This is a genomic window from Pseudoclavibacter helvolus, from assembly GCF_014191305.1.
Taxonomy (GTDB): Bacteria; Actinomycetota; Actinomycetes; order Actinomycetales; family Microbacteriaceae; genus Pseudoclavibacter; species Pseudoclavibacter helvolus.
Genome location: NZ_JACHWJ010000001.1, coordinates 798,642 through 818,916, shown reverse-complemented (window position 1 = coordinate 818,916; position 20,275 = coordinate 798,642). Strand labels below are relative to the sequence as shown.

Below are 20,275 nucleotides of genomic sequence, written 5' to 3'. Positions count from 1 at the left end.
GACACGCGCCCCCAGCAGACTCATTGCATCTCCCCACCTCGTGTCACGACGACGCGTCCTCCAGGCCGCAGCACGGGTGGCGAAAGCGAGGATGCAATGGATACCGGTGGAACCGCGTGGCTGATGATCAGCGCAGCGCTTGTGCTCTTCATGACACCAGGACTCGCCCTCTTCTACGGCGGCATGGTCAAGGAGAAGAGCGTCGTGAGCATGATGATGCTCTCGTTCGGGGCGCTCGGCCTCGTCGCGGTGCTGTGGATTCTCTACGGCTACAACATGTCCGCCGTCTCGGGCGACTCCTTCTTCCAGTTCGCGGGCGACCCGTTCTCTGACTTCGCACTGACGAACCTCATCCAGGACAGCAACGCGACTGCCGGCGCGGCCTACGGCGGAACGTTCGCCATCATCACGACGGCCCTCATCTCCGGTGCGATTGCCGACCGCGCCAAGTTCGGCTCGTGGATGCTCTTCGCCGGTATCTTCGCGACCTTCGTGTACTTCCCGGTCGCGGCATGGGTCTGGGGTGGCGGCTGGATCATGCAGCTCGGCACGCAGCTCGGCTTCGAGGGCGTCGAGGTCATCGACTACGCCGGTGGTACCGCCGTCCACATCAACGCCGGTGCTGCTGCCCTCGCGCTTGCACTTGTCCTCGGCAAGCGAGTCGGCTTCGCCAAGGGCATCACGCAGCCGCACAACGTGCCGCTTGTTCTGCTCGGTACCGCGATCCTCTGGTTTGGGTGGTTCGGCTTCAACGTCGGCGCCGCCTGGGGTGACCTTGAAGGCACTGAGTTCCCCGGTCCCGGCCTCCTCTTCATCAACACCATCGCGGCCCCAGCCGCCGGTATCCTCGGCTGGATCATCGTCGAGAAGCTGCGCAACGGCAAAGCAACCTCGATCGGTGCCGCATCCGGTGCAATCGCTGGTCTTGTCGCCATCACGCCCGCCTGTGCAGTGTTGACGCCAGGCTGGGCACTCCTCCTCGGCTTCGTCTCCGGTGCGCTCTGCGCCTTCGCCATCGAGCTGAAGTTCAAGCTCGGTTTCGACGACTCGCTCGACGTCGTCGGCCTGCACCTCGTCGGCGGCCTCGTCGGCTCCATCTGGCCTGGACTCTTCGCCTTCGACACCGGACTCTTCACCGGTGGCGGATTCGAGCAGCTCATCGTCCAGCTCATCGCTTCCCTTGGCGTCCTCCTCTACTCGTTCGCCGTGAGCTTCCTCGTGGCTTGGGCCATCCAGAAGACCATCGGCTTCCGGGTGCGCCACGAGGACGAAGTGGCCGGCGTCGACGTGGTCGTGCACGGCGAGACCGGCTACGCGCTGTCCCGCTGATCACGCGGACAGCCTTCGGGGGCCGTGCATCCACTCTCGTGGATGCACGGCCCCCGTTCTCGTCTGCCGCTCCCAGCCGTGCTCGGCGGGCCCACCCAGTCCGGTCGGTCCTCGACCCAGTACGGTTGAGGCATGAGCGCACCCGTGATCGCAGCCATCGTCGCCATGGTCCTCGCCATCGTCGGGATTATCGGGATCATCGTCCCCGTACTGCCGGGCAGCATCACGATCGTCGTCGGCTTCCTCGTCTGGGCGATCTTCGCGGGCAACTGGCCAGTGTGGGTGGCCTTCGGGATCGGGGCAGCGCTCCTCATCACGGGCATGATCATCGGCTGGGTCCTCACGGGTCGAGGCCTGCGGAAGAAGCAGGTCCCGAATCGCTCGGTGCTCATCGGACTCGGCGTCGGCATCGTCGGGCTCTTAGTGCTCCCTGCGTTCGGGCTCCCGATCGGCTTCGCGGTGGGACTTGTCGCATCCGAGTACTACAGAGTCCGAGAGTTCCATGCCGCGCTCGACTCGAGCTGGACGGCGGTCAAGGCCCTCGGCCTCGGCATGGTGATCGAGCTCATGTGCGCGATTGTCGCCACCACGATCCTCGCCGTCTCCATCTTCGTGCACTTCGTGTGGCTCTGAGTTTCCTGAGCGCCTGGGCAGTTCTGACTTCGACATTCGCCCTGATCGCCCTACCCTTGAGAGAGCTGTGCGCTTCAGCGCGTCCCAGCAGCACGTCTTAGAGGAGCCGTATGTCGAACGGGGAGACCTCGAACGCCATACTGGCGTTCGTCAAGAAGCGCCCAGGTGAGCTTGCCGCAGCGACGATGAGCGTCATCGCCGTGGGTGCAGTCGTCGCGGCCCTGACCGTCACGAACGGCCACGGTGGAGACGTCGCGTCTCCCATCGATACCGTCGCGGTTCCCGAGACTGCTGGTGCGACGACCAGCGCGAGCTCGAGCGACGTCGTGAACCTGCACATGCTCGCGCAGCCGCTCGCGAGCCTGCCTGCCGAGCGGGTGGGCAGCACGCAGAAGACAGCTCTCGAGGACGCCCTCCGGCAGGTCAAGGACGCGCTGAGCGCGACGTCGACCGAGCCGGATGCGCTCCAAACCTCCTACACGGCCTTGCAGAACGCGGTAGGGGGGATGGCGACGAGCACGCTCTCGCTTGGGCGTGAGCACCGCCTGCAAGTCACGCTCGCGGCTGCGGACATCCTCACCGCCTACGACGCCGCGCTCATCGAGCTGGCGGATGCCGGCGACGACCGGGAGCGCACGAGCGGCATCTCCGCCCTGGTGCGCCAGGCGACCGCCGCGCAGAGCTCGCACAGCGCGGCTGTGGACTCGCAGCAGGATGACGACACCACCCTGCCTGAGCAGCCCGTCGACAACTCGGGCGACGACACCGCGACGCAGGCCCCCCAGCCATCGACGCCCGTTCCGCCCGCGTTCACTGGCCAGCCGGTCCCCGACGGCTCTGGTGGTGCGGCCACCACGACACCCGGCGAGACGACACCTCCGACGCAGCCTCCGATTCCTGAGCCGACCGATGAGCCCACGGACCCGCAGCCGACGGGGGAGCCGACGCCCTCCGAGGGGTCAGACAGCGACTCGGGTACCTGACGCTCAAGGCCAGCCCCGAACGTAGATGACCGGCCGTGGTGCGCTTGCGCACCACGGCCGGTCATCTTACTCGGGGCGAGTCAGGTACTCGGGGCGAGTCAGGTACTCGGGGCGAGTCAGGTACTCGGGGCGAGTCAGGGCTCGCTCCGCGCGATCAGCTCAGGCCTGGTCCGCGCGTCGCTTCACGAGGAGGGCGAGCGTGCCCGCGAGCAGAAGCGCTGCGCCGCCGAACGGCAGGAGCAGACCGAGCTCGGCGCCCGTGGTCGCGAGCATTCCACCATCAGCTCCCGGGACGCCAGTTGGGGTGCCGCTTGGCTCGCCCGCGGCTGGCGGGGTTGCGCTCATGGTCGGCGACACGCCGGGCCCAGCTCCCTCGGTCGAGGTCGGGGTTGGCTCCGGTGCTGAGGTCTCCGTTGGGGCCGGTTCGAGCGGCGGAGTCGACGTGGGAGTTGGCGTCGGCTCGCCCGTGAAGTCGAGTCCGATGAGGAACGGGTTGTGGTCAGAGGAACGGGAGACGTCCACTGAGTACAGCTGCGTGACGTTGTAGTTGTTTCGGCTGTACTCGATGCCCACCTGCTCGTAGGCGTTGATCGTCCACACGTCAGCGCCCGTGACCTGATCGGCCGCCGCCCCGCTGGCCAGGATGTGGTCGAGGGAGCCGACGGCGCCGTCGAAGTTGTACGAGTACTCGGTGCCGACGACCCCCGGCTCACCCGCGGTCCGGTTACGCGCATCCCCGAGGTTCTCGAAGCCGGCGTCGGCGAGGACACGCATGGGGTCCTCCTGCGAGTAGCTGTTGAAATCGCCGGTCAGGAACACCAGGTCGGTTGCGTGCGCTTCGCGCTGCGCGTCGGTGAAGCCGACAAGAGCCTGCGCCTGGCGCGTCCGGTCGCCGTTCCAGCCCCCGACAGCCCCGGCTGGGCCCACCGTGTCGTCGTTGTCAGCGTTGTCGCCGTCCCCGGATCCACCCTTCGACTTGAAGTGGTTCGCGACGACAATGAACTCAGAACCCGTCGTCGGGTCGGCGAATGTCTGGGCGAGCGGCGCACGCCCGTTGATGAACGCGGGATCATCGAGGATGGTCGACGAGCCCACCACCTCGACGTTCGCCTGCTGGTAGATGAACGCCGTCCGGATGACGTCGTCGCCGGTTGATGGCACCTCGGCGGGCGATGGCACGTGGGCCCATCGCAGCGTGCCCGCGGACTCGTTGAGCGCTGCGACGAGGTCGATGAGTGCCGCGTCGCGGTCCTTGCCGAAGTCTGACGAGTCCTCGATCTCCTCGAGGGCGACGATGTCAGCGTCGAGCTGGCTGATGGCGGCGACGATCTTCGCCTCCTGCCTGGCGAGGTTCTCCTCGTCCCAGGCTCCGCGCGGGAGGCACCCGTTGGCGCTGATCGGGTTGCCGTCTCTGTCCGTGTAGCTCTGGTCTGGGGCGCAGTAGTCGACGCCGAGGCTCGTGAAGTAGTTGAGGACGTTGAAGGTGCCGAGCTGCAGGTTTCCGCCGACGGGTTCGGGTTCCGTCTCCCTGGCATCCGAGAACCTGACGGGTGCCGTGTCTGAGCCCGTGAGTGTCGTCGCGGGCTGGAATCGGTAGCTGTCGAACGAGTAGTGGACAACAACGGGCTCGGTGAAGGTAGCCGTCGCGCCAACGGTGACGGGGGTCTCGATGCTCAGGTAGGGAAGTGGGATGTCCGCGTTGATCATGCTCCCGCCCTCGCGGCGCAGGAAGTCGGTCGACGCACCGTCATCGAGGATGACGCTGTGCGCCTCGTTGTACTCAGCCTGAGCGACCGCCTCGGCGCTGCCGGGTTCGCCCACCTCGGTGGGCGTCACGAGCAGACGCTCGCCCACCGACAGACCGACCTCCCCGTACTGGTTGAGGGCGTAGTTCTCCGAGACCCGGTAAGTGCCTGCCGGCGCGAGGAGCATCCCCTCGTAGCGCTCACGCTCCTCGTCCGTCTCCGGCCACGCGACCGACACCGGCTCGACGACGTGCTCGGGGCCGCCAGCAAGCTGCTCGACGCTGCTCGCGCTGATCTGCGTCGACTCGAATCGCTCGCTGACGCGTCCGGTCACCGCCACTCGGTCGCCGACGCTGACCGGCGCCGCGGCCGCGGGGCCGTACACGAAGACCCCAGTCGACGCCCTGTGCGTGCTCGGGTCCACCGAACCGGGAGTCTGGATGTTGAAACCGCCGAGTCCGCCCTCGGCATACACGGCGGTGACGACGCCCTCAGTAGTGACGGTCTGGTCCACGAGCGGCGACGCAGAGCCGGAGCCCTGGATCTCCGCGATCGAGACGAGCTCGGTCGCCGGAAGCACCGTCGGGGTCGACGTTGTGGTCGGCTCGGGTGCTGTGGTCGGTCCACCTGACGAATTCTCCGGAGTCGGTGTAGCGGCGACGAAGTCGGCGGAGTTCTCATCGCTGTCGAGCCCGGTGGTGGAACGCTGCGCGCTGAGAGAGTTGTTGAGCTCGGGAGCAGGAGCAGAGCCTTCGAACGCGCTCGCGCCGCCGTAGCCGACGAGGTCTACGAGGCCGTCTGTGGCCACGCCGCCCGCCCCTGGCAGCGTCAGCGTGTCGGTTGTGCTCGCGAGGGCAACGATTCCACCTCGCGCGCCCATAGAGATCTCACCAGTCGCATCCGGGGCCGGGAGTGCACCGGTAACGCTGCTCCCCGCCGCGAGGGAAACGAGGTAGTGCGTATTCGGCGCAACAGACCCTGTGAGTTCCGCCATGCCGCCAAGGTTGCCGCCCGCCGAGAAGTACTGGACAGACCAGCCTTCGACGCTGATCTCCGCGGAGCTCGGGTTGAAGAGCTCTACGAAGTCGTTCGTGTACAGCGAGCCTGCGTTGCCACCTCCGCCGTACGCTTCGTTGATGACCAGCTCGGTGCCGCTCGGAGCTGCGAAGGTCGGGGGCGCTGCGGCGACCAGCAGGCCGCCTCCGGCAAGCGTCGTCGCGGTTCCCACCGCGAGGAGCTTCTGCCAAGTTCGAGTCACGTGTGTCCTCCTGGGGCGTGCGTGGCTAACGGGATCGCCGTCACCGTACCGTCCGGGTGTCGCCCAGGGACTGCCTCCGCGTAAACACCCGGTGAACGGGTGAACCGCTCACGCGCTCTTGGCGCTCTTCGTCGCTGATGCCTTCTTGGCGGGTGACTTCTTCGACTTGGGTTTGGTCGCGCTGGTCGTCTCGGAGTCCGTCTTCTTGGAGCTCGTCTTCTTGACGCTCGTCTTCTTCGAGCTGGTCTTCTCTGCGCCGGTTTTCTCTGCGCCGGTTTTCTTCGCACCGGTCTTCTTCGTGCTCGGCTCGGCAGCACTCGACCTCTTACCGCTTTCGATGCTCCGGCGAAGCGCCTCCATGAGGTCGATCACCTCGCCTCCGGCCTCTTCGTCGTCTCCCGACTCGCCGAACGTCGCTGCCGTGTCCAGGGCGTCACCCTCCGCGAGCTTCGCGTCGATGAGCTGCTGCAGCTGCTCCTGGTAGTCGTCGGTGAAACGGTCCGGCGCGAAGTCGGCTGCGAACGAGTCGACAAGCGACGCCGACATTTTCAGCTCTTTCGCGGAGATTCGGACGCGCTCGTCGAGTGCCGGGAAGCTCGCCTCGCGAACCTCGTCGTCCCACAGCAGCGACTGCAGCATGAGCACGTCGCCGCGCGTTCGAAGCGCCCCGAGGCGCGACTTTTGGCGGAGCGAGAAGTGCACGATCGCGGTCCTGTCGGTCTTCTCGAGCGTTCGCCTGAGCAGGACGTAGGCCTTCGCCGACGTCGAGTCGGGTTCGAGGAAGTAGCTTCGGTCGAACATGATCGGGTCCAGTTGGTCACTCGGCACGAACTCGACGACGTCGATCTCGCGACTGCGTTCCTCTGGGAGCGAGCTCAGGTCCTCGTCGGTCAGCACCACGGTCCTGTCGTCGTCCGCGTACGCCTTGTCGATGTGCTCGTAGTCGACCACCTTGCCGCACACCTCACAGCGGCGTTGGTAGCGGATCCTCCCACCGTCCTTGTCGTGAACCTGATGCAGGTGCACGTCGTGGTCCTCGGTCGCGCTGTACAGCTTGACGGGCACGTTCACGAGCCGGAACGCGATGGAGCCCTTCCAGATGGATCTCATGCACCAAGTACAGCCGAGACGGCGGTCGCCGGGCCGATTCGTCGCTGAGTGTTCGCCGCTCATTGCCTCAGGCGTGAGGTGCATCCTTGGCCGATGGCGACCTCGAAGCAGACGGTGACGGTTGATGGTCACCGCGTGACGCTCACGAACCTCGACAAGGTGCTGTACCCAGAGACCCGCACGACCAAGGCGGATGTGCTCGCCTACTACGCGGAGATCGCGCGGTTCCTGATCCCGCACCTGGAGCAGCGCCCGGTCACACGCAAGCGGTGGGTCGACGGAGTCGGGACGATGGAGCACCCGGGGAAGGCCTTCTTCCAGAAGAACCTCGAGGCGAGTGCACCCGAGTGGGTGCCGCGGCAGAGGATCGAGCACCGCGACCACACGAATGAGTATCCGCTCGTGCGAGACCTCGCCGCTTTGACGTGGCTCGCCCAGGTCGCGGCTCTGGAACTGCACGTCCCGCAATGGCGCTTCGGATCGGACGGAGTCCCGCGGAACCCCGACAGGCTTGTACTCGATCTCGACCCGGGCGACGGCGTCGGGCTCACGGAATGCGCCGAGGTCGCGCGACTGGCCCGCAGCATCCTGCAGGGCATGGGCTTGACCCGGTGCCAGTGACGAGTGGGAGCAAGGGCATCCACCTCTATGCCGCCCTCGACGGAACGCACACGTCCGACCAGGTCGCTCGTGTCGCGCACGAACTCGCGCGGTCGCTCGAGGCCGACCACCCCGACCTCGTAGTGAGCGAGATGAAGATGTCGATCAGAGCAGGCAAGGTGCTTGTTGACTGGAGCCAGAACAACGCAGCGAAGACGACGATCGCGCCGTACTCGCTGCGTGGCCGGGTGCGCCCGACAGTGGCGGTGCCGCGCACCTGGCACGAGCTCGCCTCCGCCAGGCTCCGTCACCTCGAATACGAGGAGGTGCTCAAGCGAATGCGCACTCGGCCAGACCCGTTGGCCGCTGTCGCGGACGCCGCACGCGAGGACAGGCTGGCGCGCTACCGGTCGATGCGAGATTCTGCGAGGACGACCGAGCCCGTTCCTGCCGGTGCCCCGTTGTCCTCCTCAGGGCGGAGCTTCGTGATCCAGGAGCACCACGCGCGTCGCCTGCACTACGATTTCAGGCTCGAGCACGACGGAGTCCTCGTCTCCTGGGCGGTACCCAAGGGCATCCCCACGGATGTGAAGAAGAACCATCTCGCCATCCAGACTGAGGACCACCCGTTCGAGTACCGCTCCTTCGAGGGAACGATCCCAAAGGGGGAGTACGGGGCAGGCGAGGTCTACATCTGGGACTCCGGCTCCTACGAGCTCGAGAAGTGGCGCGATGGCGAGGAAGTCATCGTCACCCTCCACGGTGCTGAATCCGGCGGGCTCGGTGGGCCGACGCGCCTGGCGCTCATCCGCACGCGGGGGAGCGGCGACAAGAAGAGCACCTGGCTGCTGCACCGGATGGACGTCGCGACCTCGACGGTGAAGACGACAACCTCGCCACGGGGCGAATCGCAGCGGCCCACGCACCACAGCGCCTCGGTTGCGCCGATGCTCGCGACGACGCGCGAGACGAATGTGTTCGAGGAGGAGGACGCCTGGTCCTTCGAGATGAAGTGGGACGGCATCCGCATCGTGGCGTCGCTCGATGCGCACCGAGCGCGACTCGTCACGAGGAACGGCACCGATGTGACGGTGGCCTATCCGGAGGTCGCGGATGCGCTCCGCGCCAGTATGCCCGGACGCTCGGCGGTGCTCGACGGAGAGGTCGTAGCCCTCGACGGCAGTTCCCGGCCCGACTTCGGTCGGCTGCAGACGAGGATGGGTCTGCGCTCGAACCGGGACGTCGAGCGAGGCGTCCAGGACGTGCCTGTGCACTACTTCGCCTTTGACCTGCTGGAGGTGGACGGCGAGAGCCTGCTGGCGCGACCGTACGCGGAGCGACGTGCGCTGCTCCTCGAGACCGTCAACGAGCAGGAGCGGCTTCGCGTCCCACCGACGATCAGCGGGGACGCCCAACTTGCGCTCAGGAGCAGCGCTGATCTCGGGCTCGAAGGCATTGTTGCCAAACGGCTCGAGAGCACCTACCGCCCCGGTCGGCGTTCGGAGAGCTGGGTCAAGATCAAGCACCACAGGTCCCAGGAAGTGGTGGTCGGTGGGTGGCGCCCGGGGCGAGGACGGCGGTCGCACGGTATCGGGTCCCTGCTCCTTGGAATTCCCGGTCCCGAGGGGCTCCGCTACGTCGGTCGTGTCGGGACAGGCTTCAGCAACCGCGACCTCGAACGCGCGTCGACCCGCCTCGAGCCGCTGACCCGCGACTCCTCACCGTTCGTGGACGTCCCAGCGGCCGATGCGCGTGGCGCCGTCTGGGTCGAACCTGAACTCGTCGGCGAGGTTGAGTTCGCGGAGTGGACGGCCGGTTACCGACTGCGGCACCCGAGCTGGCGTGGGTGGCGGCCGGACAAGTCACCGGCTGATGTCGTGCCCGAGGGCAGCTGACATGACGCCTCGCAGAAGCGTCTGATCGTACGGCACGCGCGCCTAGCACGACGAAGGCCGGGCCCGACGTAGCGAACCCGGCCCGTTCGTCCGCTCAGCCGTTGACGCCCGCGGGCGGAATCGTGTCGTCACGGTGCTGCGCCGCGTCGTCGCGAACCTGGGTCGGTGGCTGGTCCGGCCGCTCCTGGTTCGGCTCGCCGGTGCCGAGGCCCTGGATCGATTCGGCTTCCAGTCGCTTGTTCGTGTCTTCGAGGGTGGTGTCGTTCTCGTGCTCTGGGGTCGCTCGCTGATCTGACATGCTCCGACCGTACGCAGATCAGCCGAGACAAACTTGAGTGCCTCCCCGCTGGAGGTCGCAACGGCGATGCATCCATTCACACGCAGCCCATAAGGTGCTGTTGGAGAATCTGATTCGCCCGACCACGAGGAGACCTCTGTCTATGACGAGCACCCGGCCCGCGCCGCCAGCCCACGCCCGAGCTGCGACGAGGCCACGCCGTCGACGTTCGGTCGGGAACGTCCTCCTTGGCGTGTTCGGGACGACCCTAATCCTGGGTGGTGCCATCGTCCTCGCGATGTCGCTCTTCGCGCCCACGGCCGTCGAGCGCGGATACGGGCAGGTCAAGGCCGCGGTCAACGACGTTGCGGCTGAGGTGCAACTGCCCTCCGTCCGCCTCGGTGCCGAGGGCGGGACGACGGAGCTCGACGCGTGCGACGGCTCGTTCATCGAGATGGCGAGCTACCGCAACACCGTCGGCGTTCCCGCGGTGTATGCGGCACACAACAACTGCGGCGGAGACGTCGTCCTGAACTGGGAGATCGGCACCCAGTTCGAGGTTGAGGGCCAGCCGGGCACATTCGAGGTCGTCGATGTGCGCAACACGGCCAAGCATTGGGAGACAACCGAGGCGCTTGTCGGGCTCCAAGGCGATTTTGCACTCCAGTCGTGTTTCTACGGCGAAGACCGGATGCAGTTCGTCGGCATCCGCCCAGTGGCCGGCTGACCCGTACTCCGCCATCCCACTACAGAGTCGGAAGTCCAAAATCAAGACTTCTGCGACTCATTATGTCCTCACCTACTCTGCAGAGATGATCAACGCACGAGCAAGGGCGCTCCTGGAGTTCGAGGCCGCCAATCCCGGCCGCGACCTTCCGAAGCTCGACAAGATCCGCAGGCTCGGCCTCACCCCAGAGGGATACGAGTCTCGACTCGAGCAGCTTGTCGCTGACGTCGACGTGATGGCCGAGTACCCGGAGCTCGTCTACCGGTACTGGAATCAGCGACGCGAGAACGGGTCCAGGAGGTAGGTCAGCAGGCTCACCTCGAGACGCACATGGCCCGGTTGCTACCGCGAGTCGGAGACTGCGTCCCAGCTTGCGAGGTCCGCCGCGGCACGGTACGTGGCGGCCAGGAAGCTCTGCACCAGCGCATCTGGGTCAGCGGCCAGCCGGACGGTCTCGTACGGCAGGAGGAACTCACCGAGCGCAGCATCCCAGTAGGCACCCTCCGGAGCCCTCGCGTCGGCAAACCCTTCTGGAACGGGCTACGCGTACGAGTAGTAGGCGCCCTCGGCGCCGCCACCCGGCCAGAACCCCGCGCTCGAGATCTCGTGCGAGTACCCCTCCACCATGACCTCGTGCGGACAGTTCGGTGCCCCACCGGGATGCAGGGGCGCCTCGCGCCCGGAGAATCGGGTCACGGCGAGGTCCATGGCGCCCCAGAAGAAGTGAACGGGACTCACCCTTCCAGTGAAGCCCGAGCGGAACGTCGTGAGTGCCCGATCCGCGTCCACGAGCTGGCGCCAGAAGGCGTGCGCCGCATCCGCGTCTTAACTGGCGTGCGTTGTGTCCTCAGCAAACGGGATCGCGAGTTCCACCTCATTCGGTGCCCCGTGGATGCGCGGGTTGAGTCCGAGCTCACTGAGCTGCTCGAAGAGCCTCGCCGCGAAGTCCGCGACCGTCATGGGCACGAGCGGGAGCACACGCTGACCGCCGTCGCTGTGCCTAATCACCAGCTTGTGCTCTACGAAATCGAACTCGATGTCGAAGATAGCGTCGCCGTCCACCTGAGGCCCGGCCCCGAGGCCTCGGGGTGTGACGTGCAGCGTGACGTTCCACCAGTGGTTCACGTGGGGCGTGCTCACCATGCGGATCTTGCCAACGATCTGCAGCCAACGGTGCAGCGTATCGCGGGTGTCGGTCTAGCTGTCCACGGCAAGGATGGGGCGAGTCGTCACAGCCCCGACGTTAGCCGGGCGAACCAGGCGGCGGCGAAGCGACACTCAAGACCTGCGTCAGTGCGCAATCTTCGCGACATCTGGCGGGTACTCGTAAGCATCATTCACACGTACTGCGGTGCTTCCACTCGCATACTGAGCATGCCGGATCGACCACCACAGGGCAGTGGTGGCCGCGGCGTCTATCGAGGAGCATCTAATGAGCGAACGAGATTTGTCTCGGTCCATCATGAGGCGGAAGCCGATCGATGACATGGAGGAGGAGAGCAAGGCAGCGGCCTTTTCAAATCTCTCGGGCTGTGGCAACTGACGGCGATCGGCGTCGGCGGCATCATCGGCGTCGGCATCTTCTCCCTTGCCGGACTCGTGGCGGCAGGCAGCGAAGGAACACCAGGAGCAGGGCCTGCGGTCCTGATCTCCTTCCTGATCGCCGGCCTCGCGTCGGCCGCCGCAGCCCTGTCCTACGCCGAATTCGCCGGCATGATCCCGCGAGCCGGCTCGGCGTACACCTACGGATACGTGGCGCTCGGCGAAGTCATCGGCTGGTTCATCGGCTGGGACCTCCTCCTTGAGTACATCGCCATCGTGGCCGTCGTCGCGATCGGCATCTCCGGCTACTTCGACGCGTTCCTCTCCGGGATCGGCATCCACATGCCGGTCTGGATGACCTCCACGGCCGACGAGGGCAAGGGTGGCATCGTCAACATCCCGGCAATCGCAGTCTGCCTGCTCGTGACGTGGATCCTGTCGCGCGGCACCAAGGCCTTCGGGCGCTTCGAGCTCGTCGCGGTTGCCATCAAGGTTCTCTTGATTCTGTTCTTCATCGGCCTCGGGGTCTTCTACATCGACGCCAACAACTACAACCCGTTCATGCCAAGTGGGTTCGGCGCCGTCCTCGCCGGGTCAGCCACCGTCTTCTTCGCGGTCTTCGGCTGTGACGCCATGAGTACCGCCGCCGAAGAGGCGAAGGACGGCAAGAAGCACATGCCGAAGGCCATCATCCTGTCGTTGATCATCGCGATGCTGCTCTACGTCGCCGCGACATTGGTCCTGACCGGAATGCAGAACTGGGAGGAGATCGACCCTAAGGCCGGGTTCGCCTGAGCGTTCAACAGCGTCGGCCTGCCGGTGATCGCAACCATCATCTCCGTCTTCGCGGTCCTCTCGATCCTCACCGTGATGCTGACCTTCCTCCTCGGCGTCACCCGGGTCTGGTTCTCGATGAGCCGTGATGGGCTACTCCCCGGCTGGTTCGCCAAGACCGACAAGAGCGGCACCCCACAGCGTGTCACCTGGATCGCCGGCGTCGCCTCGGCGCTGCTTGCTGGCGTATTCCCGATCAAGGCCGTCGCGGACCTCACCAACATCGGCATCCTCGCCGCGTTTGTCGTCGTGTGCCTGTCCGTCATTATCTTCAGGTACAAGCGACCGGACGCTCCGCGCACCTTCCGTCTGCCGCTCATGCCGTTGGTGCCCGCGTTCGGCATGCTTGCATCGGGCTTCCTGATGCTCCAGCTGCATTGGGAGACGTGGCTGCGCTTCGGCGGCTGGCTCGTGATCGGCCTGATCATCTACTTCACCTACGGCCGCAGGCACTCACTGATGAACCCGGACAGCCCGCGGCATCTTGCCTCGCAGTCACCGGACGCCGCGAAGTCGGACTAGCAGGAACCCCCGGTTGGCGACGCTCAAGCTTCGCCAACCGGGCCCCTCACGCGCGCCACATGTGCCACCCTTTGCGTCAGCTTTTGGCGAAGCCCTCGGATGCCAACATGCGGCCTGGATCGAGTCTTGTCTGATGATGCGTTCTGGCGCGACGGGAGCCGGCCAGAGCATCAGCTCGTAGCTGTCGGGCGACGGATCTCCGAACTCGACGTCCGCATCCGCCGCCCCTTCGTCCATCGCGCGGCTATTCCATCGGACTCGGTAGCTCTCCGCTGGCAATGGAAACTCGACAACAGGGGTCTCGCCCCAGGGCCAGAGGCCCCCATCCCCGTGTGGAATCGGCGATGCTTCGACGATCTCGGGCCAGTCTCCGAGGTCCGGCTCGCTGTCCCAGAGAGAGACGCGCACTGGGATCGAGCCAGTGTGCGTGCCCGTTACAAGGAACAGCATTCCGGGATCCCCAGCCCCGCAGAGGCCGTGCACCTGCCTCAGAAAGGCGTGATCGAGGTCAATCGATCTCGGAGCAGTTTGGAAGTAGATCTGCCCCTAGCTGGTGAAGGCGAGGTCGTCGAAAAGGAAGCGCACGCACCAAGATGCAACTCCGTGCCTTCGGCTGATGCGGCGGCGTCTCCGGACCAGGAAGATGCGCTGTGTCCCTGTTCGGGGCTTGTCCCACGTTTGTCCCAGTGGCAACCGAGAAAGAGTGAAGGCCCGGAGCCAGCTTTGCGACGGGACCAGGCCTTTCTCGCGGTGGGTGATGCGGGACTCGAACCCACGACCTCTTCCGTGTGAAGGAAGCGCGCTACCAACTGCGCCAATCACCCGCGACGAGAAGTAATCATGCCATAGATCCAGGAACTCCATGAGCACCCCTGGATGCGAGACGCGGTCGCGTCGGTGAATCGAGGTGCCGAACTCGAATGCCTGGTATCCGGATGCCCACCGCGGGCGGGGTGGGCGCGCCTGAGTCGTTGCATTGGGCCTAGATGCGGGGAGGGACCCGATTGCCCGTCGGCGACTTGCCGTTCTGACCGGGACTTTCATCGAATTACACCGGTGGATTTTGTATCGCGACCCGAGTTCCTATAGAGTCATTCTCGCGCTGGTCAAGCCGGAACGGAAGTTCACGAGACAAGCGCAATGCGGATGTGGCGCAGTGGTAGCGCATCACCTTGCCAAGGTGAGGGTCGCGAGTTCGAATCTCGTCATCCGCTCGAGTGTGAGTCAGTCTGGTGGTAAACACCAAACGGAGTTTGCACGGGTTTCAACCCAAAACACGGTGACGTGGCCGAGAGGCGAGGCAGCGGCCTGCAAAGCCGTCCACACGGGTTCGAATCCCGTCGTCACCTCGCAATGGGCGATTGGCGCAGCGGTAGCGCGCTTCCCTGACACGGAAGAGGTCACTGGTTCGATCCCAGTATCGCCCACTAGAAAAACCCCTGGTCCTCCAGGGGTTTTTTGCTGTCCAAAACACGGCGTGCAATATACGTGCAATATGGAAAACAGCACCGGGGCGTGCATCTACACACGGAAACGGCCCCGAGAGCATCTCTCGGGGCCGTTCTTGTCTCTCGCGCGTGTCGAAGTTCAGCGGTCCATCGGATCAACGTACTGCAACTCCCGTGGCGCCTTGTTCAAGCTGGCCGCATCCACTCTGACCAGCCGGGGCCCGAACCGAACACCGCGAATCGTTCCATCGGAGATGCGCCGTCGAATGGTCTTGACTGCGCACTGCATCCGTTCAGCAGCCTGCTGCAGAGAGATCCACTCGGTCTCCGCAGTCGCGGTCATGGTTGGAGCTGGCTTCGAAGCGGGCATACTGTCCTCCGGGAACTCGTGTCCAGACGTGTCGCTGGCACTACTCCTATGCGCGAACCTGTCCGCTAGTGGCCCTTAGAGCTCCATCGGCTCTCGTTCCTCCTCGCGTCCTCTCCATTCGAATGTCCGCAGGAGCGAGTTGGCGTCAACCATCCGTCGGTCGACGTCGCCCTCCAATTCCGCCGACTGGTCGTCCCAGATCTCGGCGCCGGAGGAGTCCTCGACGCTACGGATGAACCCGTCCTCGTAGAAGTGGATGCGAGCGGCCGTGGGCAGGGCATCTTTCACGAGCCGGCCAGCCATTGACCGGGTCTCAGCGTCCTCGGCTTCCCGGACTCGCGCAGCTCGACCGCGGTTCGCGGCGAAGCGCTGGACCTGCTCCCGCGTCGGCAACGTCTTCCGGTCGTCGTACTCGTTGGCCAGCCAGGTGAGGTCGTAGGTGCCCTCCAGCGGAATGCCGTGGTAGCTGGTGGCGTCCGCGATCTTCGCGTTGAACTCGAGGCTGTCTTCGTCGATGTCGTACTCGGGCCCCTGCGCGATGACGTCGCCGTTGGCGTCCATGATCCGGTCGAACTGGGCGTAGCTGCCGCCGTCGTTGTCGTAGGTGAGTGCGACCCGGTCGGCCGTCGGGTAGTGAACTGCGGCGGCCGCGGCGATCGCTTCGCGAGTGAGCTCAGCCTTCCGCGCAGGGTCCGCGATTTCGCCGAGGTTGTCGAGCGCGCGCAGCTGATCCATCGCCGCCTCGTACCGGTGCTCTGCGGCTCGCGAGGACGCGGACGGAACTGCGGCGAACTGCCCCGGGCCGGGAGCAGAGTGCTGCTGGTGCCCGAACTGGCCGCCGGTGGTGCCGTTCCCTCGGACGGCTTCCCGGCGGTCGCGGGCGTCGTTGCTGATGGTCATGGGGTCATCGTCCTCTGGTGGTGGGCGGGGTGCGGAGGTAACCGTTCGCGATGCCGTGCTCAGTGAGGAGCCGGAATCGATGCAGGGTGCCGGGGTCTGGTCTGCCGCGATGTTTTCGGGCTCTTGGGACATTCGGTGGGGGTCAGGGGGTGAGGCCGCCGGCGGCGAGGAGCATGCGTAGTCGGTAGTTGTGGCGGTTGCGGTAGCCGCGGGCGAGTCGGCGGTGGAGTTCGATGATCCCGTTGATCGCTTCGGTGCCGCCGTTGTTCGCGCGTGCGGTGTGGTCTGCCGCGATGTTTTCGGACTGTCCCCAGCCTGAATGCGATGACTTTTATGCTGCCAACGTGAGTGGCCCGTGATGGACCTGATTCGGCGTTTGATACCCTAACCCCGAATGGCGACGCCGACTGTTATAGAACCCCTCGATATAGCGAACGATATCCTTCCGAGCATGCTTCTTGCTCGGATACGTCGTCCGATACACTCGCTCATTTTTCAAGGCAGCGAAGAATGATTCGGCCATCGCGTTATCCCAACATACACCAGTTCGCCCCATCGAGGAACGCATTCCGAGATCTTTCACCGACTTCCGAAAATCGCTGGACGTGTAGACACTTCCGCGATCGGAATGGAACACAGCGCCCTCCTCAATCGGTGTGCTCTCGGCGGCATTTCTGAGCGCCTGCTCGATCAACTCGGTCCGCATGTGGTCCTCAATGGCCCACCCAACGACTTTCTTTGAATAGCAATCGATGACGGTCGCGAGATACACGAAACCCTGCCAGGTGTGAATGTAGGTGATATCGCCGACGAATTTCCGACCCGGTCGGGTGGCCGTGAAGTCGCGCTCGACGAGATCCGGGAGGGCATGCTCCTCGCCATCCGTGGTTGTCGTGACTCGGAACGGTCGGGGCTGGCAGGCCACGAGCTTGTGCTCAGCCATCAGGCGGCGAACGAGCTCCGGGGAACAGTGCGTGCCAGCCTCGGCAAGGTCAGCGTGAATTCGCCGATACCCATACGTCCCGTCCGACGCTTCGAAGAACATTGTGATCTTCTCGACAAGTGCGTCTCGTCGCTCCTGCGTGCGAGTTGGCGTCGGGTCCCTCCAGGAATAGAAACCAGATTTCGAAACACCAAGCCAAGCGCACATTTTCGTGACGGAATGATTAACACTCGCGTCAATGGTCAGGGAGTCAATGTATTCATACTTGCTCACTACCGCTGCTCCCGCGCGAAGTAAGCCGTAGCTTTTTTCAGGAACGCGGTCTCCGCCCGTAGCTCCAGGACTTCCTTCTCGAGCTCACGGAGTCGCTCTCGCTCCGATCCACTCACAGGGAGTTCCGTGACCGGGTTGTCCGCCCGATACTTCGCGAGCCAATTCCGGAGAGTCTCCGCGCCCACACCATACGACGCTGCAACGTCCTTGATCGGTTTCGACGACGCGATCACCTCCTGACAGAGCTCGTCCTTAAATTCCTGCGTAAATCTTCTACGAGACATGAATTGCCCCTCCCGGCGACTTCCCTACCCAATTTACCGGGGAGCTACTGTCCGAGAACATAGCGGCAGCCCAGTGGTGAAGTAGTTGAGGAACGCGTCACGCCACCGTCGTAGTGTGCGCCCCAGGCGGGCGATCTCGGGGATCGGGCAGGTATGGAACGACTCGGCGACTTTCACGGCGATCCGCCGCCCCTCGGCCAGGTCCTTCGCGCGGTAGGCCGAGCGGAGTTCCTGCGCGCACTGCCACGCGATGAACACCTCGATGTGGGCGGGGTCGGCCCCGATCGCCGTGTCGAGGCGGGCTCGTTGCTTCTCGGTCAGGTTCTCCTCTCCCGCGCGGAGGATCGTCTGAATGCCGTAGAGCGGGTCTCCCTTTCTCCCGCGATGCCCGAGGGTGTCTTGCTGAACACGGCGGCGAACCTCGTCGACGGCGGCGGTGCCGAGCTTGACGACGTGGAACGCGTCAAGGACCGCGGTCGCATCTTCGAGCTGGTCATCGATCGCGCTCATGTATCCGGCGAACGGATCCAGCGCTGCCACCTGCACGTTCTTGCGGAACGCGTCCCCGCGCTCAGCGAGCCAGGTCGCGTAAGCCTTCCCGGAACGACCCGGCACGAGGTCGAGGAGCCTAGCCCGCGTCTTTCCGCGGTCATCTCGGGTGAGATCGACCATCCCGGTCAGCTCCTTCGGGCCACGCCTGCGGGGGTCGACGTGATGCCAGATGTGCTCATCCACCCCGAGTGTGGTGACGTTCTCGAACCGGGACTCATCGGCCGCGAGACGCTGAAGTTCGGGCTCGATGGCACGCCACACCGTCTTCCACGACGTCCCGAGTTGGCGGGCAAGACCTGCGATCGTCGCGTGCTCACGCCGCAACTGAACAATCGCCCACACCACCGCCCGCTTCGTGATCGACCCCCGCGGAGCGACGAGCGTCGAGACCTGCTCCACGAACGTCTTCCGATCGCAACTGCTATCGATGCACTGCCAGATGCGTTGCCGCCACACGATCCGCACCCGCCCAACACTGGGGACATCGTGCAGGACCCGACGCCGCCTGCCACGACCGATCGCGACGACCCCGCACGAGGGACAACCCGTCGGCACCGTCGGGCTCGAGACCGTGACCGTCAGAACCCCGTCGTCCCGCTCGACAGCCTCAACATGGACCCCGTCGAGGCCGAGCAACAGGTCACAGCGCGAGCAAGGGCAGGCAGTGGAGCGCGCAGAAGCGCACCCCGAAGTAGGGTGAAACACGTCGAGGTCCTCGGAATCGATCAGACAGTTAGCGCTACTGATCCTCGGGGACCTCGACCCCTACCCGCCAACCATCACCCGGCGCGCCTCACCCCCACCGAATGTCCCAAGAGCCTGTTTTCGGACTGTCCCCAGCCTGAATGCGATGACTTTTATGCTGCCAACGTGAGTGGCCCGTGATGGACCTGATTCGGCGTTTGATACCCTAACCCCGAATGGCGACGCCGACTGTTATAGAACCCCTCGATATAGCGAACGATATCCTTCCGAGCATGCTTCTTGCTCGGATACGTCGTCCGATACACTCGCTCATTTTTCAAGGCAGCGAAGAATGATTCGGCCATCGCGTTATCCCAACATACACCAGTTCGCCCCATCGAGGAACGCATTCCGAGATCTTTCACCGACTTCCGAAAATCGCTGGACGTGTAGACACTTCCGCGATCGGAATGGAACACAGCGCCCTCCTCAATCGGTGTGCTCTCGGCGGCATTTCTGAGCGCCTGCTCGATCAACTCGGTCCGCATGTGGTCCTCAATGGCCCACCCAACGACTTTCTTTGAATAGCAATCGATGACGGTCGCGAGATACACGAAACCCTGCCAGGTGTGAATGTAGGTGATATCGCCGACGAATTTCCGACCCGGTCGGGTGGCCGTGAAGTCGCGCTCGACGAGATCCGGGAGGGCATGCTCCTCGCCATCCGTGGTTGTCGTGACTCGGAACGGTCGGGGCTGGCAGGCCACGAGCTTGTGCTCAGCCATCAGGCGGCGAACGAGCTCCGGGGAACAGTGCGTGCCAGCCTCGGCAAGGTCAGCGTGAATTCGCCGATACCCATACGTCCCGTCCGACGCTTCGAAGAACATTGTGATCTTCTCGACAAGTGCGTCTCGTCGCTCCTGCGTGCGAGTTGGCGTCGGGTCCCTCCAGGAATAGAAACCAGATTTCGAAACACCAAGCCAAGCGCACATTTTCGTGACGGAATGATTAACACTCGCGTCAATGGTCAGGGAGTCAATGTATTCATACTTGCTCACTACCGCTGCTCCCGCGCGAAGTAAGCCGTAGCTTTTTTCAGGAACGCGGTCTCCGCCCGTAGCTCCAGGACTTCCTTCTCGAGCTCACGGAGTCGCTCTCGCTCCGATCCACTCACAGGGAGTTCCGTGACCGGGTTGTCCGCCCGATACTTCGCGAGCCAATTCCGGAGAGTCTCCGCGCCCACACCATACGACGCTGCAACGTCCTTGATCGGTTTCGACGACGCGATCACCTCCTGACAGAGCTCGTCCTTAAATTCCTGCGTAAATCTTCTACGAGACATGAATTGCCCCTCCCGGCGACTTCC

13 protein-coding genes, 4 tRNA genes and 4 pseudogenes are annotated in these 20,275 nt (G+C 64.7%); 10 read left to right on the top strand and 11 right to left on the bottom strand.

The features are described 5' to 3' along the window. The first annotated feature begins 96 nt into the window (after window positions 1-96). The 3 genes from FHX72_RS03730 (at window position 97) to FHX72_RS03720 (ending at window position 2,945) form a co-directional block, all read left to right on the top strand. On the top strand, window positions 97-1,329 hold the full coding sequence (locus FHX72_RS03730; protein ID WP_183623053.1) for an ammonium transporter: 1,233 nt from the start codon (window positions 97-99) through the stop codon (window positions 1,327-1,329). A gap of 132 nt (window positions 1,330-1,461) precedes the next feature. Then, entirely contained in the window at window positions 1,462-1,962 is a 501-nt protein-coding gene (locus FHX72_RS03725) for a DUF456 domain-containing protein (protein WP_183623051.1), read from the top strand. Between the two features lie 110 nt (window positions 1,963-2,072). Continuing rightward, window positions 2,073-2,945 carry a hypothetical protein gene (locus FHX72_RS03720; RefSeq protein WP_183623049.1) on the top strand — a complete coding sequence of 291 codons (873 nt, stop codon included), beginning with the start codon at window positions 2,073-2,075 and terminating at the stop codon, window positions 2,943-2,945. Between the two features lie 159 nt (window positions 2,946-3,104). Here the strand turns inward: FHX72_RS03720 and FHX72_RS03715 are convergent, their stop codons facing one another. Then, window positions 3,105-5,948 carry an ExeM/NucH family extracellular endonuclease gene (locus FHX72_RS03715; protein ID WP_183623047.1) on the bottom strand — a complete coding sequence of 948 codons (2,844 nt, stop codon included), beginning with the start codon at window positions 5,946-5,948 and terminating at the stop codon, window positions 3,105-3,107. Window positions 5,949-6,056: 108 nt separating this feature from the next. Beyond that, window positions 6,057-7,058 (bottom strand): non-homologous end joining protein Ku, encoded by a 1,002-nt coding sequence (gene ku, locus FHX72_RS03710; RefSeq protein ID WP_183623046.1) that lies wholly within the window; start codon window positions 7,056-7,058, stop codon window positions 6,057-6,059. Between the two features lie 93 nt (window positions 7,059-7,151). Between ku and FHX72_RS03705 the strand changes: the two are divergent. Then, window positions 7,152-9,553: pseudogene (locus FHX72_RS03705) on the top strand (ATP-dependent DNA ligase). Between the two features lie 94 nt (window positions 9,554-9,647). On the opposite strand, the gene FHX72_RS03700 reads toward FHX72_RS03705, so the two are convergent. Next, on the bottom strand, window positions 9,648-9,851 hold the full coding sequence (locus FHX72_RS03700; RefSeq protein ID WP_068483594.1) for a hypothetical protein: 204 nt from the start codon (window positions 9,849-9,851) through the stop codon (window positions 9,648-9,650). A gap of 232 nt (window positions 9,852-10,083) precedes the next feature. On the opposite strand from FHX72_RS03700, the gene FHX72_RS03695 reads away from it, so the two are divergent. Further along, window positions 10,084-10,557, top strand: coding sequence for a hypothetical protein (locus FHX72_RS03695; protein WP_068483597.1), 474 nt, complete (start codon window positions 10,084-10,086; stop codon window positions 10,555-10,557). Between the two features lie 85 nt (window positions 10,558-10,642). Next, the gene (locus FHX72_RS03690; RefSeq protein ID WP_068483600.1) at window positions 10,643-10,861 is read left to right on the top strand and encodes a DUF3263 domain-containing protein; all 219 of its coding nucleotides are present in this window, start codon (window positions 10,643-10,645) and stop codon (window positions 10,859-10,861) included. Between the two features lie 38 nt (window positions 10,862-10,899). Here the strand turns inward: FHX72_RS03690 and FHX72_RS03685 are convergent. After that, window positions 10,900-11,739, bottom strand: a pseudogene (locus FHX72_RS03685) (DUF5996 family protein); the annotation flags it as partial. Window positions 11,740-11,989: 250 nt separating this feature from the next. Between FHX72_RS03685 and FHX72_RS03680 the strand changes: the two are divergent. Next, window positions 11,990-13,455 (top strand): annotated as a pseudogene (locus FHX72_RS03680) (amino acid permease). A gap of 751 nt (window positions 13,456-14,206) precedes the next feature. Here the strand turns inward: FHX72_RS03680 and FHX72_RS03675 are convergent. Further along, a tRNA-Val gene (locus FHX72_RS03675) sits at window positions 14,207-14,279 on the bottom strand. A gap of 318 nt (window positions 14,280-14,597) precedes the next feature. On the opposite strand from FHX72_RS03675, the gene FHX72_RS03670 reads away from it, so the two are divergent. The 3 genes from FHX72_RS03670 to FHX72_RS03660 all read left to right on the top strand — a co-directional run bounded on the left by FHX72_RS03670 (window position 14,598) and on the right by FHX72_RS03660 (window position 14,882). Then, window positions 14,598-14,669, top strand: a tRNA-Gly gene (locus tag FHX72_RS03670). Between the two features lie 64 nt (window positions 14,670-14,733). Continuing rightward, window positions 14,734-14,804, top strand: a tRNA-Cys gene (locus FHX72_RS03665). Between the two features lie 6 nt (window positions 14,805-14,810). Further along, a tRNA-Val gene (locus tag FHX72_RS03660) sits at window positions 14,811-14,882 on the top strand. A 160-nt stretch (window positions 14,883-15,042) separates the two neighbouring features. Here FHX72_RS03660 and FHX72_RS03655 read toward each other — a convergent pair. The 6 genes and pseudogenes from FHX72_RS03655 to FHX72_RS03630 all read right to left on the bottom strand — a co-directional run bounded on the left by FHX72_RS03655 (window position 15,043) and on the right by FHX72_RS03630 (window position 20,251). After that, window positions 15,043-15,246, bottom strand: coding sequence for an excisionase family DNA-binding protein (locus tag FHX72_RS03655; protein ID WP_183623044.1), 204 nt, complete (start codon window positions 15,244-15,246; stop codon window positions 15,043-15,045). Window positions 15,247-15,348: 102 nt separating this feature from the next. Continuing rightward, a complete protein-coding gene (locus FHX72_RS03650) occupies window positions 15,349-16,173 on the bottom strand; it encodes a hypothetical protein (protein ID WP_068483608.1) in 825 nt (274 codons plus the stop codon). A gap of 142 nt (window positions 16,174-16,315) precedes the next feature. Continuing rightward, window positions 16,316-16,468, bottom strand: coding sequence for a transposase (locus FHX72_RS03645; RefSeq protein ID WP_338110070.1), 153 nt, complete (start codon window positions 16,466-16,468; stop codon window positions 16,316-16,318). A gap of 36 nt (window positions 16,469-16,504) precedes the next feature. Beyond that, a protein-coding gene (locus tag FHX72_RS03640) for an IS3 family transposase (RefSeq protein ID WP_183623042.1) occupies window positions 16,505-17,673 on the bottom strand; the annotation gives its coding sequence in 2 pieces (ribosomal slippage) (window positions 16,505-17,418 and window positions 17,418-17,673; 1,170 coding nt in all). A gap of 72 nt (window positions 17,674-17,745) precedes the next feature. Further along, window positions 17,746-18,930: pseudogene (locus FHX72_RS03635) on the bottom strand (ISL3 family transposase); the annotation flags it as partial. 152 nt (window positions 18,931-19,082) lie between these two features. Next, window positions 19,083-20,251 (bottom strand): IS3 family transposase gene (locus tag FHX72_RS03630; protein ID WP_183623042.1). Its coding sequence is split into 2 segments (ribosomal slippage): window positions 19,083-19,996 and window positions 19,996-20,251, totalling 1,170 coding nucleotides; the frame shifts between segments, so codons are not numbered across the junction. Between the last annotated feature and the right edge of the window lie 24 nt (window positions 20,252-20,275).

Coding starts and splice junctions, on each gene's coding strand:
- FHX72_RS03725 (WP_183623051.1), top strand. CDS start 1,462: ATGAGCGCACCCGTGATCGCAGCCATCGTCGCCATGGTCCTCGCCATC.
- ku (WP_183623046.1), bottom strand. CDS start 7,058: ATGAGATCCATCTGGAAGGGCTCCATCGCGTTCCGGCTCGTGAACGTG.
- FHX72_RS03650 (WP_068483608.1), bottom strand. CDS start 16,173: ATGACCATCAGCAACGACGCCCGCGACCGCCGGGAAGCCGTCCGAGGG.
- FHX72_RS03655 (WP_183623044.1), bottom strand. CDS start 15,246: ATGACCGCGACTGCGGAGACCGAGTGGATCTCTCTGCAGCAGGCTGCT.
- FHX72_RS03720 (WP_183623049.1), top strand. CDS start 2,073: ATGTCGAACGGGGAGACCTCGAACGCCATACTGGCGTTCGTCAAGAAG.
- FHX72_RS03690 (WP_068483600.1), top strand. CDS start 10,643: ATGATCAACGCACGAGCAAGGGCGCTCCTGGAGTTCGAGGCCGCCAAT.
- FHX72_RS03730 (WP_183623053.1), top strand. CDS start 97: ATGGATACCGGTGGAACCGCGTGGCTGATGATCAGCGCAGCGCTTGTG.
- FHX72_RS03700 (WP_068483594.1), bottom strand. CDS start 9,851: ATGTCAGATCAGCGAGCGACCCCAGAGCACGAGAACGACACCACCCTC.